This window comes from Sphingopyxis sp. (assembly GCF_036261875.1).
Lineage (GTDB): Bacteria > Pseudomonadota > Alphaproteobacteria > Sphingomonadales > Sphingomonadaceae > Sphingopyxis.
Map to the genome: position 1 here is coordinate 81,613 of NZ_DATAJZ010000013.1, position 17,139 is coordinate 98,751.

The window sequence follows — 17,139 nt, forward strand, 5'->3', positions numbered from 1 at the left end:
GGATATATTATGACCAGGATATTCCCCTCGCGCAGACCCGCGGCCGCCTTGGCCCGCTTCCTTGCCCGTCTGAAGGGCGATCAGAAGGGCGGGGTCTATCTGATATTGGGGTTTGCGCTCATTCCGCTGACCTTCATCGTCGGCTTCGGGGTCGACTACGCCCGCGCCATGAGCCTTCAGACCCGGCTGAACGCTGCGGCCGATGCGGCTGCGCTGGCGGCGGTTGCGCCCTCGATGATCCTCGAGTCGAACAGCGTATCGACGGCGGCCGCGACGAAGATGTTCAATTCGCAGGCGGCCGAGCTCAGCGGTTATCGCGATCTGCAGATGACCCCGGTCATCACCGACGGCACGTCCGGGAGCAGCGGCGCGCTGGGCTATCTCCGCCAGGCGACCGTCAGCTATTCGGCCAAGTCGATCAACATGTTCGCCGGCCTGTTGGGGGCCGACACCTTGACGGTGAGCGGAACCGCCTCGGCCAGCGCCGCGCAGCCGCCCAACGTCGATTTCTATCTGGCGATGGATAATTCGCCCTCGATGCTGCTGCCCGCCACGTCGGATGGCGTCAGCAAGATCATCGAGGCGACCAAATCGTCCGCGAAGCCCAACGGCTGCGCCTTTGCGTGCCATATGCAGATGTCGCATAGCGACGGCATCTATATCAAGGACGCGCAAAGTCGCGACGTGCTGCTCTCGACCGGATATTATACGTCGGGTTCGGGAAAACAGAATGTCTGGTATCGCTGGGATGCGACCGCCAAGGCACTCTACGACAGCTCCGGCAATCCCATGAACACGGCGACGACAACGGTCAGCGGCCCGAACACCACGACGACGACTGCAGGCCCCACGACCGAGACCACGACGTCCGGCAAAGGCAGTAATAAAGTCACGACAACGACGACGACCACCACGCGGACGGATACGGAGCGGACGGTGACGACAGCCGTCGTCGTCACCTATTCGATCGTCGACAACACGAACGGGCCCGTGACCATTAAGAAAACGACCGTCTCCACTCCTACCACGAAGGAGAAAAAGACCGTCACGACGACCGTGGTGACCAAGGTCGGAAACAATAATCCAACGACCAAGACCACAACGTCCGGCCCGGCGGAGAGCGAGAGCACAGGCACGGCTTCCTCGAGCAATGAAACCTACGACACCGGCTTTTGGGCCGACGGCTATTGGCTCACCCACAATTATGGGTCGATTTATTCCAGCGGCCCGTCGAGCATCGTCCTGCGCAAGGACGAGGTCGTTTCGGCGGCATCGCAGCTCATCCCCTTCGCTGCCAACCAGGCGGCCCAATATCATGTCACCTACCGGGCGCAGATGTTCTCGTTCGACTGGGCGCGATCGAGCAACAGCACGCCCGTCAAGGAGCTGAACAGCCTGACGAACGTCAGTTCGTACAGCAGCGGCTTTTCGGCCGCCTCCGTCTTCCCGCTCGATGATTATTGGTGGAAGAACTCCATGCCCAGCAGCAGCACCAATAATGATGACAAGGCGACGGACGTGGCGGGTATGCTCACGGCGATGAACGACATCATCCCCAACGCGGGAACCGGCGCGCCCGGAGCGGTGCCGCAGAAGATCCTGTTCATCATCACCGATGGGATGCTCGACCAACCGAGCGGGGGCGGCCGCTATTTCGGGCCGATGGCGACGAGCGACATCGCCAAATGCACGACGATCAAGGCCAGGGGAATCAAGATTGCGGTCCTTTATACGCAATATCTGCCCGAGACGCTTGTCGGCGACAGCTGGTCCCAGGATAATATCGCCAAATTCCTGCCCGCTCCTCCGTCGCCCTATTCGAAAGGAAAAGCCGGGGATTCCGATCAGGTCCTCACTGCGCTCCAGAAATGCGCGTCGGTCGGTACCAACGGCCTGCCGCTGGTGCAGACCGTGACGGCCGACGATAATATCACCACGGCGCTCCAGCAACTCTTCTCCACGGCGCTTCAGACCGCCAGGCTGGTGCAATAAGGCTGAAAAGGAACGAGCACCGCCGCAATGCCGCGCGCATTGCGGCGGGCGCTGCCGACCCGAACCGCGCGGGGCGCCGATAGGCATTTATCCCGCGCGTGACTGCTGCTATCGCCCGCGGCACCGATGACCGCCGCGACGCATCCTCCCGACAGCCAGCATCAGGGCTTCCTCGGCCTGCTGCCCGCGCCGCTGCGCCCCTATGCGCTGCTCGCGCGCTTCGACCGGCCGATCGGCTGGTGGCTGCTCTATTGGCCGTGCGCCTGGGGGCTCGCGCTCGCGGGCGGAGTGCGGAGCCACTGGCCGTTGTTCCTGTGGATGCTGCTCGGCGCGATCGTCATGCGCGGCGCGGGATGCGTCTATAACGACATCGTCGACCGCGACCTCGACGCGAAGGTTGCGCGCACCGCCGCGCGCCCGGTCGCGAGCGGCGCGGTGTCGGTGCGAGGCGCCTTGCTGTGGACCGCGTTGCTGTCGCTCGTCGGGCTGATTGTGCTGCTGCAACTGCCGCTGCCCGCGCGGATCGTCGCGGTCGCGAGCCTGGTCCTCGTCGCCGCCTATCCTTTCATGAAGCGGATCACCTGGTGGCCGCAGGCGTGGCTCGGGCTGGTGTTCAGTTGGGGCGCGCTCGTCGGCTGGATCGCGGTCGGCGGCGGCGACGGTTTCGCGCTGCCTTTGCTCTATGCCGGCTGCATCGCCTGGGTGATCGGCTACGACACCATCTATGCGCTGCAGGACATCGAGGACGACGCTCTGGTCGGCGTCAAGTCGAGCGCGCGCGCGCTGGGGCGCCATGTGAAGGGCGGGGTCGGCCTTTGCTATGGCTTCGCGCTCGCGGGGTGGGCGGGGGCGCTGTGGAGCGTGCGGCCCGATCCGTTGGTGTTCGTGGCGCTGGTGCCCGCGGCGCTGCACCTGACCGGGCAAGTGGTGACGCTCGATCCCGCGAACGGCGCCGATGCGCTGGCGAAATTCCGCAGCAACCGCTTCGCCGGGCTGCTGGTGTTCGCGGCGATGCTGGTGGTGGGCAGCGCGCCCTGAACTTCGTTCCTATCCGTTCGTGTCGAGCGAAGTCGAGACACCCATCGACATAGCGCTCTCCCGATGGGTGTCTCGACTTCGCTCGACACGAACGGGCATGGGGGGCGGCATCTGATATCCTGCCCTATTCCGCCGCCAGCAACTCTTCCGCCCCGCCGAGGTCGACCGATACCAGGCGGCTGACGCCCTTCTCGACCATCGTCACCCCGAACAGGCGGTGCATCCGCGCCATCGTCACCGCATTGTGGGTGACGATCAGATAGCGGGTGTTGGTCTCGCGGCTCATGCGGTCGAGCAGGTCGCAGAAACGCTCGATATTCGCGTCGTCGAGCGGCGCGTCGACCTCGTCGAGGACGCAGATCGGCGCGGGGTTGGTGAGGAAGAGGCCGAAGATCAGCGCGACCGCGGTCAGCGCTTGCTCGCCGCCCGACAGCAGGGTCAGCGTGCCGAGCCTTTTGCCCGGCGGCTGCGCCATGATCTCAAGCCCCGCCTCGAGCGGATCGTCCGAATCGACGAGTTCGAGATGCGCTTGGCCGCCATTGAAGAGCGTCGTGAACAGGCGCTGGAAATGCTCGTTGACGGTCTCGAACGCCGCGAGCAGGCGGACGCGGCCTTCTCGGTTGAGGTTGCCGATCGAGCCGCGCAGCCGGTTCACCGCCTGCGTCAACTCCTCGATCTCGGCGGCGCTCTTCTCGCGCTCGATGTCGAGTTCGGCGAGCTCGTCGGCGGCGACGAGATTGACCGGGCCGAGCCGCTCGCGCTCGGCGATCAGCCGGTCGTGCTGCGCCGATTCGGCGCTCGCGTCGCCGACGCTGGCGCTTTCGAACCCGGCCTTTTGCGGCAGCAGCGGCGGCGGGCATTCGAAGCGCTCGCCCGACAGGCGGCCCATCTCGATGCGGCGCAGCTCGGCGTTTTCGGAGCGCGCGGCGGCCCCGGCGCGAGTCTCGCGCGCGGCGGCGACGCGCTCGCGGATCGCGGTGAGCGCCGCCTCGGCTTCGCGGAGCGCGGCCTCGGCCTCGCGTTCCTGCGCCTCGGCCGCCGCGACCTGTTCGCGCAGACCGGCCTGCCGCGTCTCGGCGTCGGCGCGGTCGGCGGCGAGCTTGTCGGGAAGCCCGGCGAGCTTCGCGGCCTCGGCGGCGAGCGCTTCGGCGCGCTTGTCCATGTCGGTGACGCGCCGCGCCGCCTCGCCCGCGCGCGCCTTCCAGCTCTTGATCTCGGCGCCGACGACCGCCTGACGTTCGCTCAGCGCCGCGAGCGTGCGGTCGTGCGCGGCGAGCGCGCCCTGCGCGTCGTTCGCCCCGGCGCGGGCGCGGTCGGTCGCGCCTTCCTCGGCGTCGAGCGCGGCGCGCGCCAGCGCTTCGTCGGGGAGCGCGGCGAGTGCGGCTTCCTGCGCGGCGAGGGCTTCGGCGGTCTCTTTTGCGGCGGCGGCGATTTCGGCGAGGCGGCGACCCAACAGCGCGGCGGCGTCGCGGTGGCGATCGAGCGCGGCCTCCGCCTGATCGGCGGCGCGCAGCGCGGCGCGGCGCGCTTCGTCGGCCTGCGCGAGCCCTTTGCGCGCGGCGGTGGCGGCTTCGGTGAGTTCGGCGGCTTTCGCCGCAGCGGCATCGCGGCGGTCCGCCAGTTCCTGCACGCCGAGTTCGACTTGCGGGCGCTGTGCGGCGAGTTCATCGAGCCGGTTCTGGCGTTGCAGCCGCTCGGTCGCGGTCGCGCCGTCGCCGCGCGTCACGAAGCCGTCCCAGCGGCGCATCACCCCGTCCAGCGTGACGAGGCGCTGACCGGCCGCGAGCGGCTGGCCGCCGTCGGTTTCGGCCACCGCGACCTGCGCGAGACGGCGCGCGAGCGCGGCGGGCGCCTGCACATAGTCGGCGAGCGATTCGGTGCCGGCGGGCAGCGGCGGGTCGTCCGTGTGCCGGTCGGCGCCGCTCCAGGCGCGCGCGGCGTCCGGGTCGGTGCCGGCGTCGAGATCGTCGCCAAGCGCGGCGGCGAGCGCGGCTTCGTAGCCGGGAGTCACGCGCAGCCGGTCGAGGATGCGGTCGTCGCCGCTGCGCGCGGCGGCGAGCGCGCGTTCGAGTGTCGCGGCTTCGCCGTCGAGCGCGGCGAGCGCGGCGCGCGCTTCGGCGAGCCCGGCTTCGGCGGCGGCGAGGTCGGCGGCAGTGGCTTCGCGGTCGGCCTCGGCCTCCTGCAAGGCGGTTTCGGCGGCGGCGATCGCGGCTTCGGCCACCTCGGCCGCCTGCGCGCTTTCGGCGCGGGCCGTAGCGAGCGCGTCGCTGTCGCCGAGCGCGGTGATGTCGGCATCGACGCGCGCTTTCTCCTGCTCGACGCGGCGGACCGCGGCTGCGGCACTGTCGCGCGCCGAGACCGCGATGCGGCGGTCGGCCGCTTCGCTCGCCGCGCGCGCGCGCGCCTGCGCCAGCGCGACCTCGGCATCGCGAAGATGCGCCTGCGCAGCTTGATGCGCTTCGACGAGCGTGGCCCGGCTCGTGCCGTGCGCGGCGATGTCCTGCGCAAGCTGCTTCGCCTCGGCATCGAGCGCGGTGAGCGCGGCGTGCGCTTCGCGCGCGAGTTCGCCCTCGCGCGCGCGGTCGTCGGCAAGGCGTTGCTGCTGCGCCGCCAGATCATCGAGCCGCTGGCGCGCCGCGCGTTCCTCGCCCTGCAGGCGGACGAGGGTCGCGGTCGCCTCGGCGAGCGCGTCGCGCTGCGTCTGCGCCTCGGCGCGCGCGGCGCCGACTCGGGTCGCGACTTCGACCTGCGCCGCCGAGACGGTTTCGAGTTCGGCCTGCGCCGCCTTCACCGCGGCTTCGGCGGCGTCGGCGTCGCGGCGCGCCTGATCGGCGGCGGCCGCGGCATCGCGCCAGCGCGCATAGATCAGCCGTCCTTCGGCGACGCGGATGTCTTCGGACAGCTTTCGGTATTTTTCGGCGGCGCGGGCTTGCCGTCGCAGCGCGTTCGCGCGCACCTCCATGTCGGCGACGATTTCGGAGAGGCGGGTGAGATTGGTTTCGGTCGCGCGCAGCTTTTGCTCAGCGTCCTTGCGGCGAACGTGGAGGCCCGCGATTCCGGCGGCTTCCTCCAGCATCGCGCGGCGGTCGGTCGGCTTGGCGGCGATGACGTTGGCGATCTTGCCCTGGCTGACGAGGGCGGGGCTGTGCGCGCCGGTCGCGGCGTCGGCGAAGATCAGCGCCACGTCCTTCGCGCGCACGTCGCGGCCGTTGGCGCGATAGGCCGATCCCGCGCCGCGTTCGATGCGGCGGATGATTTCGAGCTCGTCGCCTTCGCTGGCGTCGGAGAGGCCGGCGACGACCCCGCCCTCAGTATCGCAATGGATTGCGACCTCGGCGAAATCGCGCGGCGGGCGCTGCGAGGTGCCCGCGAAGATGACGTCCTCCATCCCGCCGCCGCGCATCGACTTCGGCGAGGATTCGCCCATCACCCAGCGGATCGCTTCGAGCAGGTTCGACTTGCCGCAGCCGTTGGGGCCGACGACGCCGGTCAGGCCGGGTTCGATCCGGAGTTCGGTGGGTTCGACGAAGCTTTTGAAACCGGTCAGGCGCAGGCGCTTTATCTGCACGGGCGATCCCCGTGCAGTCGGTCGAATCGGAGCTGTTGCAACCTGTGCGTCACATTTCCCCCTGACGCCGTCATGGCGCGAGCGGGGGGGAGTCGCAAGGGCTTAAGCCCTGAAGATATTGCCCTGCATCGTCATTGCGAGGAGCCGTAGGCGACGCGGCAACCTCCAGCCATCGGCCTCGCGCAGGGCCGATGGCTGGAGATTGCTTCGCTTCGCTCGCAATGACGAAAGAAGGAGGCAGCGGGATTCCCGCCCTCCCCACCGTTTCGCGGCGGGGAGGATCAGGGGTATCAGCGTGCGCCCATCGTGCGCAGATGATCGCGCAGCGGGCCCCAGGCGGCGACACCTTCGAGGACCTGGCCGTTGACGACGAAGGTCGGGGTGCCCTGGATCTGATATTTCTCGGAAGCGGCGTTGGTGCCCTGTTCGAGCTTCGAGATATTGTCGACGTTGGACAGGCAGGCGTTGATCTGCTCGCCGGTCACGCCGCGCGACTGGAAGAAAGTGTCGAGCTTCAGCGCCTTGGCAAAGGCGGGGAAGCGCTGCGCGGGGGGCAGCTTCATCGCGGCGTCGGCGGCGGCTTCATTGCCCTTCACGCCCGCGAACAATTCCTCCTGCGACGCGAAGACATTGTCCTGCAGCGGGAAATAACGATCGACCGGCGCGCAGCGGATGATCGCGGCGGCGGTGGCGTCGAGCGGGTCGCGGATGAAATTATGGACCTCCAGGCTGACGCGGCCGGTGTCGATGAAGTCGCGCCGCAGTTCCTCGTGGCTTTCGGTCGAGAAGGCCGCGCAGTGCGAGCAGGTGATCGACGCGAATTCGATGACCTTGATCGGCGCGTCGGGGTTGCCCATCACATAGCCGCCGTCGGCATTCTTGCTGACCGTCTGCGACCAGCTCTTGCCCGCGGGCGCGGCGACCTTGGCGATGACGTCCTGCTGCTTGGTCTGGTCGGTCTTGCTTTCGCCGCAGGCGCTGAGCGCGAGCGCGCCGAGCGAAGCGAGGAGGAGGATGCGCAGCTTGGGCTGGATCATGGTCGGGCTTTCCTTGGGCATGGAGAAGGGAGTGACAGGAGCGGGCTTTTACGAGCCCTTGAGCGCGGCGTCGAGTTTCGTTTTCAACACCGGCCAGGCGGTGGTCTCGGCATCGCGGCCGTTGACGAAGAAGGTCGGCGTGCCGCGGACATGATCCCCCGACAGCCCGATATTGGTCATGCCGGTCACTTCGGCCTGCGCGACTTCGCTGTCGAGGCACGCGTTCACCTGCGCCGCCGAATAGCCGCGCTTCTGCATCAGCGCGGCGAGGCCGGTGTCGGCCGCGATCTTGCGCGCGCGCTCGCTCGGCTCGCCCTGCGACCAGCTCGCTCTCTGCGCGTCGCTCATCTTGATCACCTTGTTCAGCCACACCGGCTGCGCGGCGAAGATCGCTTCGTGATTGCCCGCGAAGGCGCTCGCCGGGCCGCAGCGTGCGAGCAGCGCGGCGGTCAGGTCGACGGGGTCGCGGACGAGATTGCGATATTCAAAGAGGACGAGCCCCTTGTCGATATATTGCGCCTTGAGCGGCGCCGAGCCGAGCTTCGCGAAATCGGCGCAATGGCTGCACGTATAGCTGAAATATTCGACCAGCTTTATCTTCGCCTTGGGGTTGCCGACGACATAGGCGCCGATCGAGTTGACGCTGACGGTCGCCGACCAGCGTGCCGGTTTCGCGGGTGTGGCTGCGACGAACAGGGTGAGCGCGGCCGCCGTCAGGGCGGCGGTCGCGGTGCGGCGGGCGAGGGGCGTGGCACGAAATTTCGACATGGCGAAACCTTCAACTGATCTTGGGGATGTTCGGCGTTCCCGCAAGCCCCGCCGCCATGCGTTCGAGCACGGTGCGCAGTTCCGGGTCGCCGATGTCGCGCAGACTGTCCCCCAGCTCGGCGGGTACGGGTTTCAGCATTGCCGGTGGCTGAACGGGGGCGGCGGGAGTGACCTGGCCGTGCGTCATACGTACGGTGGCGATCGCGGCATAGCCGAAGAAGCGGTTGACCGACGCGATGATGTCGGGCGCGACATGCTGGAGCATCGGGGCGTGCGCGCCGCTGATCGTCAGGTGCAGTGTGCCCCCCGCCTTCTGCCCGGCGGGAAAGCGGATCATCGCGGGCTGGGTGACGTCGGCGAGCCGGTCGCCGACGATCTCGCGCCAGCGGCTGACCACCGACGACTGGATGAAACCGAATTTGCGGAACGCGGTGCGGCCGATTTCGGGAACGAGATCGGCGATCGAGCGCGCCTCGCCGCCGCGCGGACGCTCATAGGGACGCGCTTCGGGCTTTTTCTTCGCCTTCCGCTTGGCGCCGTCGCCGTCGTTGCTCCCCGCTTTCGCCATCGCCGCCGCCATGCCATAGGCGAGGGGTGAGCGTCCAGAGCATCGATAGTTTCGCCGGCCGCCTGCTCGGCTGGTACGACCGCGCGGCGCGCGATCTGCCGTGGCGCATCCCGCCGGGCAGCGATGCGGTTCCCGACCCCTATCGCGTCTGGATGGCCGAGATCATGCTCCAGCAGACGACGGTCGCGGCGGTCGCAGGCTATTTCATGCGCTTCGTTCGGCGCTGGCCGACGGTGGCCGATCTCGCGGCGGCCGACGACGCCGACGTCATGGCGGCGTGGGCGGGGCTCGGCTATTATGCCCGCGCGCGCAACCTGCTCGCCTGCGCGCGGACGGTGGTCGCCGGGCATGGCGGGCGCTTTCCCGATACCGAGGAGGGGCTGCGCGCCTTGCCCGGTGTCGGCGATTATACCGCGGCGGCAGTCGCGGCGATCGCGTTCGGCCGGCCCTCGGTCGTCGTCGACGCCAATATCGAGCGGGTGATCGCGCGGCACCGGCTGATCGAAACGCCGCTGCCCGCCGCGAAGCGGGCGATCCGCGCCGCGCTGGCGCCGCTCGTTCCGCGGGGCCGCCCCGGCGATTTCGCGCAAGGCTTGATGGATCTCGGGGCGACCATCTGCACCCCACGCGCGCCTGCGTGCGGCATCTGCCCGGTGAGGACCGACTGCCGCGCGCGCGGGCGCGCCGATATCGAAAAGCTGCCGGTCAAGCCGCCGAAGAAGGCGAAGCCGCAGCGCTATGGCGTCGCCTGGTGGATCGAGCGCGATGATGCGATCTGGCTGGTGCGCCGCCCCGGCAAGGGGATGCTCGGCGGGATGCGTGCGCTGCCCGGCGGCGAGTGGACCGACGAGGCGCCGCCCGAGTCCGGCCTCGTCCACGTCGATCATGGCTTTACCCATTTCGCCCTGCGGCTGACCCTTATTGCCCGCGAAAGCGAGCTTGCCGCAGGGGAAGGCGAATGGTGGCCGCTTTCGGCGCTTGACGCGGCGGGATTGCCGACGCTCTATCGAAAACTGACCGACAGGATGCGGGAGAGGATTGCATGAACATGATGGTTTCGCGCCGCGCGATGCTCGGCGGACTCGCGCTCGGCGGCGCGGGGATGATGCTGCCGCGCGCGGCCTTTGCGTGGAAGGCCGACGGTGCGGCGCTCTATCCCGCGACCGATGCCTTCATCGAGGGCTTCGTCGATCGCCGCGAACTCGCGGGCACGCTCGCCGCGATCGGCAAGGCGCAGGGGGCGCTCGACGTTTTCGGCGCGGGGACGCAGGCGATAGATTCGGCGAAACCGGTCGATGGCGACACGATCTGGCGGCTCTATTCGATGACCAAGCCGATCACCGGCATGGCGGCGATGATCCTGGTCGAGGAAGGCAGGCTGAAGCTCGACCAGCCGATCGCCGACATATTGCCCGCCTTCGCGACGATGAAGGTGCAGAACACCCCCGACGGATCGCTGACCGATGTGCGTGACGCGAAGACGCTGATCACCGTGCGCCACCTGCTCACCCACACCGCGGGGCTCGGCTATGGTATTATCCAGAAGGGACCGCTGCGCGACGCATATAACCAAGCCGGCATCCTCGGCGGGCAGGTCAGCCGCCTGCCGATCCCCGGCATGCCGACATCGGCGTCGGCGCCGAGCCTTGCCGAATTCGCCGACCGGCTCGCCAGGCTGCCGCTCGTCTATGAACCCGGCACCCAGTGGAGCTATTCGGTCGGGCTCGATCTGATGGGCCGCGTGATCGAGGTCGTGTCGGGACAGCCCTTCGACGCTTTCCTGAAGGCGCGCATCTTCGATCCGCTCGGCATGACCAGCACGGGCTTTCAGGTCGCGGCGGCCGATGTCGGGCGCTTTTCGACCAATTATGCGCCGCTCGGCGGCGCGCTGCTGCCGATCGATCCGGCGACGAGCTCGATCTATCTCGACAAGCCGCCGATTCCCTATGGCGGCGGCGGTCTCGTCGCGAGCGCGCGCGATTATGACCGCTTTCTCGCGATGCTGCTGGGGGAGGGCGAGACGGGCGGCGTCCGCATCCTGAAACCCGAAACCGCGCAGCTCGCGATGTCGAACCTGCTGCCCGAAGGGGCGACGACGAAGAACAGCTTCGTCGAGGGCGAGGGTTTCGGCGCCGGCGGGCGCGTGTCGCTCGCTTCGTCGCCGACCGGCGAAGGCGTCTATGGCTGGGGCGGTGCGGCGGGGACGATCGGCTTCGTCGACCGCACGCGCGGCTACCGCGTCGGCGGCTATGCGCAATATATGCCCGCCGAGGCGCTGCCCTTCCAGCGCGACTTCGGCAAGGCCTTCTACAAGGATGTGATGGCCTGATGCCGCTGCCACTGGGGTTCACGGGCGCGCGGCTCGACCGCGCCGATCCGCTTCGCACCGATGCCGAGGCGTTCGCGGCGGCGACGCGCGACCCGCGCGCGACCTGTCTCGCGATGGACGGGATCGACCCGGTGCCGGGCGAGCGCGGCGGGCTGATCTGGGAGCCGCTCGATCCGGCCGACGAGCGGCCGCTGCTGCTGCTCGGGATCGACGATGCCGGGGCGCCGCGCTTCGTGCGCGGTCCCGCGCCGGGGGCGCGGATCGACGCGCGCTCGCGCACCGTGATGCGGCTGCTGCCCCTGCTATCGCCCGAGGAGGCGGCGCTCTATGGTGGCGCGCGCAGCCTCGTCGACTGGCACGCACGGCATCGCTTTTGCGCGGTGTGCGGACAGGAGACGGAGGTTTTCCGCGGCGGCTGGGGACGCAATTGCGGATCGTGCCGCGCCGAACATTTCCCGCGCGTCGATCCGGTGGTGATCATGCTCGCCGAATATGAGGGGCGGGTGCTCGTCGGGCGCCAGCCGGGCTTTCCGCCGGGCTTTTTTTCGGCGCTCGCGGGCTTCGTCGAGCCTGGCGAATCGCTCGAGGAAGCGGTCGCGCGCGAATTGTTCGAGGAGGCGGGCATTCAGGTTTCGGACGTCAGCTATGTGGCGAGCCAACCCTGGCCCTTCCCCTCGTCGCTGATGATCGGCTGCCGCGCGGTCGCGCGCGACCCCGCGCTGACGCTCGACACGACCGAGATCGAAGCGGCGATATGGGTCGACCGCGCCGAAGTGCGCGCGGCGCTCGCGGGCGAGATGGGCGCGAGCTTCATGGCGCCGCCGCCGCTGGCGATCGCGCGCTATCTGCTGGAGGATTGGGCGAGTTGACGAAGAAGAGAAAGCACATCCTATTTGAGAGGATTGGCTTTGGCTATATGCCGGTCAATCTGACAGGTTGGCTACTTTTCGCCCTATATCTAAGCTTTGCGCTGCCGTTTCTGATCATTCCACAGATCATCTTTCCGCACAGCGGAATCGTCTCCGGATATCAGCTCGTGGCATTTCTTCTTCTTTGGTGGCTCGGCCTTCGCTTCGCCAAACGGCACAGCGAGTAGGGACGCGATTCGAGCCCTAGAATTTCTTCCCGGTAATCCGGCTGATTTCCTTCGCCACCATCGCCTCGACCATCGCGGGGAGATTGGCGTCGAGCCAGTCCTTGAGCATCGGGCGAAGCGCTTCCAGCACGACCTCTTCCATCGTGCGGCCCCCCGCGGGAGCGGATGCCGTGGGCGCAGCCGGCGAGACCGCGGCGTTCAGCGCTTCGAGCGACTGGCGCGCGGCGTGCGCGCTCGCCGCCGACACCAGTTCCTCTTCGGTGGGTTTTGTGGGGGTCGGGATCGCCGCCACCGCCTCTTCAGCCTCGTCCGCCTCTTCGTCGTGAAGGTCGAGCACGTCTTCGCCGCCGCGCTGGATGCGCGCGCCCGGTGCCTCGTCGCGGGCAATCACCCGCCGAATCGACGACAAGATATCTTCCATAGACGGCTCTCGCGACAGATCGCCCATATTTGCTCCCTTACCCCACGAATCCGGGCCCCACGCCATCGTGGGTTGCCCTTCAAGGGCGGTTAACCATCATCCTACCGGCGGGAAGCGGCTTTTGCCAAGCTTATTGTGCCGAAATCTATTGGGGGAGCGTTGTGTCGATCGACGGCGGAACGCTCGCGTTGGCGGCGGGAACGGCCTTGGTATCGGTCGCGACCTGCTGCGGCTTCGGATCGTCGGCCCAGTCCCAGATCTGGCCCTTGACGCGGCGGTAATTCGCCTCGGGGTCGTAGAGCGCGCCGCCCTCGATCCCCAGATCGCGCGCTTCGGCCTTGCCCATCGCGGCGAGGACCGAAAAAGCGGCGACATAGGAGTTGCGGCGCGCCGAGACGAGCTGGACCTCGGCGTTCAGATATTCCTGTTCGGCGTTCAATATGTCGAGGATCGAGCGGGTGCCGACGCTGTTTTCGGCGCGCACGCCCTCCAGCGACAGGCCGTTGGCGCCGACCGCCTGCTCGGTCGCCGCGATGATCCGCTCGTTCGCCTGCCACGCGGCATAGGCGCCGCGCGTCTGGGCGATCACGTCGCGTTCGACCGCGACATAATTCTCGATCGCCTGGCTGCTGCGCGACTGCGCCTGGCGGACCTGCGCCGAACGGCGGCCGCCGGTGAAGATCGGCAGCGTGACCTGAACGCCCGCCGCGGCGCTCGACGTTTCCTGCAGGACGCTGACGCCTTCGACGCCGCTGTTCAGCGAGCCGAGATAATTATTGTAGCCGCCGTTCAGGATCGCGGAAACCTTGGGCGCGCGCGTCGCCTTGGCGGTGCCGATATCGGCGTCGCTCGCTTTGAGCAGCTGGTTCGCCGAATCGATGTCGGGGTTGTTGTTCAGCGCGATCGCGACCGCGTCCTCCGCGCTCGCCGGCAGGTTGGGCAGCGCCGGCGGCGGCTGCAGGTCGACCGGCGCATCGCCGACGAGCTTGATATAGGTTTCGCGGCTGCGGATCAGGTTCGATTCGGCGGTGCGCAGATCGCCTTCAGCGAGCGCGAGCCGCGCCTGCGACTGGGCGACGTCGGTGCGCGTCAGATCGCCGATCTCGAACCGATCGCTCGTCGCCTGCAAATTGGTCTTGAGAACCGCGACATTCTTTTGATTGAGCTGGACGATCGCGATGTCGCGGATGACGTCCATATAGGCGCCGACGACCTGCGAGAAGATGCTTGCCTCGGTCGCGCGGAGGTCGGCCTGCCCCGCCTCGACGCGATATTTGGCGGCCTTCACCGCGTTGCGGACGGCGCCGCCCTGGTACAGCGGCACCGTCAACTGTCCGCCGGCTGTCAGCGAGCGCCCGGGGGAGTTGAAACTGTTGCCCGGAACGATGACATTTTCGTCATAGCTCGCCTGCACCCCGATGTCGGGGAGTCCATAGCTTTTCTGGATCGGCACATTCTCGTCGTTCGCGCGCTGGCCCGCGCGCGCGCCGGTCAGCGTCGGGTTGTTCTCATAAGCCTTGGCGAGCGCGCCCTGCAGCGTTTCGGCGTGCGCCGGCGCAGCCAGGGCCAGCGCCCCCAGCGCCAGTCCGGCAAGCCAGCGGGCGCGGCGGCCGGTCTCGATATAGGTCTTATCGTGCATTGGGATGTTCAGCCTGAAACGGGGAGGAAGAGGGGACGTCGGAGCCCTTCAGAATCGGAAACCCTTCGGCGCCGCAAAGCCGGGAAGCGGTGCCACGTCCATGTCGGCGAACGAACGGGGCGCCACCGCGCCGCCGATCTTCACGCCCTGGACGAGGCGCGTCACGCTGCCATCGCGTTGCGCGGCGACGATTCGTCCGCCCTCGGCGAGCTGCGCGGCGAGCGCATCGGGCAAGACCTCGATCGCGCCGTCGATGATGATACGGTCGAAGGGCGCGGCCTTCGGCGCACCGGCGGCGAGCGGGTCTTCGGTCCAGTGGATGGTCGCGCCCGGCGTCGCGGCGCGGGCGGCGGCGAGCAGATCGGCCGCTTCCTCGACCGCGTGAACCTCGGCGCCGAGCCGGGCAAGCAGCGCGGCGGTATAGCCGGTGGCGGCGCCGATCAGCAGCACGCGCTGGCCGGCACGGATGTCGGCGGCGACGAGCAGCCGGCCGGTGACGAGCGGCGGGTTGAGCGCGCGGCCGCCGCCGAGATCGATCGCGCGGTCCATATAGGCGACGCCGGCAAGCGCCGCGGGCACGTGCGCCTCGCGCGCCACCGCGCCCATCGCGCCGATCACCGCGGGGTCGATGACGTCGTTCGTCCTAAGCTGGCTGTCGATCATCGCGGCGCGCATGTCGGCCGCCCCCATCTCGCTCAATTTCGTCGCCATCATCCGATTTCCGATTCTCTGGACCCAAAGCGTTGCGCGCAGACCTAGCCCATGCCATGCTGTATTGCAATAGTAATACAGCCCTGCCGCCAACCTGCGCCGCGCAATAGCTGGCAACGGGGGAGCCGCCAAGCCCCGCATTGCTGCGGATCGATGCCAATCGCCGGCAATCGCCCAATAATCGCATTGCCAGTGCGAAGCGAAATCGCTAGGGGCGCTCTCTCCACGCAAATCTGCGCCTGAGGCCCGATGGCGGAGTGGTGACGCAGCGGACTGCAAATCCGTATACGCCGGTTCGATTCCGGCTCGGGCCTCCAACCATATTCCCGTCAGACAGCAAAGTTTCGCCTTCGGGCCGCATCCGACCTTCATGCGGGGATGGCATATGGGCTTTCCGGTCCGGCGCGGCGGCTTTCGCGGCTTGTTTTCCAGCCGGGAATCGTGTGGACTGAAGATCGGGCAAAGCGGGGCGCCGATCATCCGATGACCACTTTCTTGTGCGATGCAGCCGGTCGCCATGATCACGCGTCGCGTGGCGATGTGGCTCGGATATTCGCGCTGTCCGATCGCCAGTCGGAGCTTCTGTGGCACCTGGTCGAAACCGGCGGCCTGCGCGAGGCGGCGGGCGCGATGGGGTGCTCCTACGTATCGGCGCGCAATATGCTCGCGGAGATCAAGACGAAGTTCGGGCTCGATACGATTCCCATGCTGGTGGGACAGACGCTCGCGATGAGCGACGATCGGGGCGTCGGCGCCGCCTTTCATGACCTGTTCGGGTTGACCGACCGGCAATTCGCGATCGCGCGCGCGATCGCCGTCCGCAAGAGCCGCGCGGAGATCGGCGAGGCCCTGGGGCTGTCGGACGCCGTCGTCGATGCCGAGATGAAGAATATCCACCTGATCCTCGGCGCGAGCAATGCGGCGGAAATCGTGCGTCTGGTCTCGGCCGCCCTGTCGCACGGACAGGTCGATGCCGAACCCGAAGTGTCGATCCTGGGCGGCCATGTTCTTCCCGGTGCGTCGATCCTGGTCGATGGTCGCACGGTCGCCTATTCGGATTATGGGCCCGCGGGCGGGCGGGCGGTCCTCATCCTGCACAGCACGATCACCGCCCGGGCGCCGCCGACCCGCCTCGTGCGGGCGCTGTGGCGGCAGGGGTTTCGCACGCTGGCGATCGATCGCCCCGGATTCGGCGATAGCGACGCGGCGCGCGATCCGTCGCCGCCCTATCGCACGGCGTCGGACGATGTCGCGGCGCTGTGCCGGACGCTCGGCATCGAGAGGATCGACCTGATCGCGCGGGGCAGCGGGCAGGCAGCCGTGAGCCTGGCGCACCACCACCCCGATCTCGTCGATCGCGCGATCCTCGTCAATCCGACGCCCGCCATCGCGCACACGCCGCACGATCGCGGCCCGCTCGGCATCGTCAAGCGGCGCTTTGCTGCAAATCCGGCCCTCATCGAACTGACGATCCGCACGCTCGCCCGTTTCGGGACCGCGACGCGGCTGCGCGACGGCATGATCCGCTCGTTCCGCGACAGCGCCCCCGATCTCGCGCTCGCCGAAAGCGATCCGCAGTTCATCGCCGATTATCTGCGCGCGACGCGCGATTTCGGGCGCGGGCGCATTCGCGGCTATGTCGAGGAGCAGCGCGCCTGGGCGACGGGGTTCGACGTTGCGCCGCTGCCCGGCAAGGATCGGTGGCGCATCATCCAGGCGGCGGACTATGTGCTCCACGCGCCCGAAGCGGCGATCGGCTATTGGCGCGCCCGCTTGCCCGATACGCCGTTGCAGCGGATCGAAGGCGCCGGCCAGATGCTGGCCTATTCCCATCCCAACCATGTCGTCGATGCGCTTGGTCCGGCGTGATTTTTTGAAACGACCATACATTCCGGGATGGACGCCTTTGCGCCGCGGACGATAGCATGAGCGCCTGTCACGGATCCGCCGGGGGGCGGATCGGACGGGGCAA

Annotated in this window: 14 protein-coding genes and 1 tRNA gene; 8 read left to right on the forward strand and 7 right to left on the reverse strand. The window is 68.1% G+C overall.

The window, feature by feature from the left end:
- The first annotated feature begins 9 nt into the window (after window positions 1-9).
- Complete coding sequence (locus VHO04_RS07350) at window positions 10-1,992, forward strand: pilus assembly protein TadG-related protein (protein WP_329627708.1); 1,983 nt, start codon at window positions 10-12, stop codon at window positions 1,990-1,992.
- 126 nt (window positions 1,993-2,118) lie between these two features.
- Window positions 2,119-3,030: a 4-hydroxybenzoate octaprenyltransferase gene (ubiA, locus tag VHO04_RS07355; RefSeq protein ID WP_329627709.1), complete on the forward strand. Its 912-nt coding sequence runs from the start codon at window positions 2,119-2,121 to the stop codon at window positions 3,028-3,030.
- 124 nt (window positions 3,031-3,154) lie between these two features.
- Here ubiA and smc read toward each other — a convergent pair whose 3' ends face one another.
- The 4 genes from smc to VHO04_RS07375 all read right to left on the reverse strand — a co-directional run bounded on the left by smc (window position 3,155) and on the right by VHO04_RS07375 (window position 8,971).
- The gene (gene smc, locus VHO04_RS07360) at window positions 3,155-6,598 is read right to left on the reverse strand and encodes a chromosome segregation protein SMC (RefSeq protein ID WP_329627710.1); all 3,444 of its coding nucleotides are present in this window, start codon (window positions 6,596-6,598) and stop codon (window positions 3,155-3,157) included.
- Window positions 6,599-6,888: 290 nt separating this feature from the next.
- Entirely contained in the window at window positions 6,889-7,635 is a 747-nt protein-coding gene (locus tag VHO04_RS07365; protein ID WP_329627711.1) for a thioredoxin domain-containing protein, read from the reverse strand.
- 48 nt (window positions 7,636-7,683) lie between these two features.
- A complete protein-coding gene (locus tag VHO04_RS07370) occupies window positions 7,684-8,403 on the reverse strand; it encodes a thioredoxin domain-containing protein (protein ID WP_329627712.1) in 720 nt (239 codons plus the stop codon).
- A 10-nt stretch (window positions 8,404-8,413) separates the two neighbouring features.
- Window positions 8,414-8,971: a DUF721 domain-containing protein gene (locus VHO04_RS07375; protein ID WP_329627713.1), complete on the reverse strand. Its 558-nt coding sequence runs from the start codon at window positions 8,969-8,971 to the stop codon at window positions 8,414-8,416.
- A 26-nt stretch (window positions 8,972-8,997) separates the two neighbouring features.
- On the opposite strand from VHO04_RS07375, the gene VHO04_RS07380 reads away from it, so the two are divergent.
- Genes VHO04_RS07380 through VHO04_RS07395 form a run of 4 tightly spaced genes read left to right on the forward strand, consistent with a single transcriptional unit; the run spans window position 8,998 to window position 12,396 of the window.
- Entirely contained in the window at window positions 8,998-10,017 is a 1,020-nt protein-coding gene (locus VHO04_RS07380; RefSeq protein WP_329627714.1) for an A/G-specific adenine glycosylase, read from the forward strand.
- Window positions 10,014-11,300, forward strand: coding sequence for a serine hydrolase domain-containing protein (locus tag VHO04_RS07385; protein ID WP_329627715.1), 1,287 nt, complete (start codon window positions 10,014-10,016; stop codon window positions 11,298-11,300). The genes VHO04_RS07380 and VHO04_RS07385 overlap by 4 nt, the downstream gene beginning before the upstream one ends.
- On the forward strand, window positions 11,300-12,169 hold the full coding sequence (gene nudC / locus VHO04_RS07390; protein WP_329627716.1) for an NAD(+) diphosphatase: 870 nt from the start codon (window positions 11,300-11,302) through the stop codon (window positions 12,167-12,169). Before VHO04_RS07385 ends, nudC begins: the two co-directional genes overlap by 1 nt.
- A gap of 47 nt (window positions 12,170-12,216) precedes the next feature.
- Window positions 12,217-12,396, forward strand: a complete 180-nt coding sequence (locus VHO04_RS07395) for a hypothetical protein (protein WP_329627717.1) — start codon at window positions 12,217-12,219, stop codon at window positions 12,394-12,396.
- 16 nt (window positions 12,397-12,412) lie between these two features.
- Here VHO04_RS07395 and VHO04_RS07400 read toward each other — a convergent pair whose 3' ends face one another.
- From VHO04_RS07400 to VHO04_RS07410, 3 genes are all read right to left on the reverse strand, one after another.
- Window positions 12,413-12,805: a DUF2497 domain-containing protein gene (locus VHO04_RS07400; RefSeq protein WP_329627718.1), complete on the reverse strand. Its 393-nt coding sequence runs from the start codon at window positions 12,803-12,805 to the stop codon at window positions 12,413-12,415.
- Between the two features lie 157 nt (window positions 12,806-12,962).
- Window positions 12,963-14,456: a TolC family outer membrane protein gene (locus tag VHO04_RS07405; RefSeq protein WP_329627719.1), complete on the reverse strand. Its 1,494-nt coding sequence runs from the start codon at window positions 14,454-14,456 to the stop codon at window positions 12,963-12,965.
- Window positions 14,457-14,504: 48 nt separating this feature from the next.
- Window positions 14,505-15,167, reverse strand: a complete 663-nt coding sequence (locus tag VHO04_RS07410) for a protein-L-isoaspartate O-methyltransferase (protein WP_329627720.1) — start codon at window positions 15,165-15,167, stop codon at window positions 14,505-14,507.
- 243 nt (window positions 15,168-15,410) lie between these two features.
- On the opposite strand from VHO04_RS07410, the gene VHO04_RS07415 reads away from it, so the two are divergent.
- Window positions 15,411-15,484, forward strand: a tRNA-Cys gene (locus VHO04_RS07415).
- A gap of 223 nt (window positions 15,485-15,707) precedes the next feature.
- Window positions 15,708-17,036 (forward strand): alpha/beta fold hydrolase, encoded by a 1,329-nt coding sequence (locus VHO04_RS07420; RefSeq protein ID WP_329627721.1) that lies wholly within the window; start codon window positions 15,708-15,710, stop codon window positions 17,034-17,036.
- The last annotated feature ends 103 nt before the right edge of the window (window positions 17,037-17,139 follow it).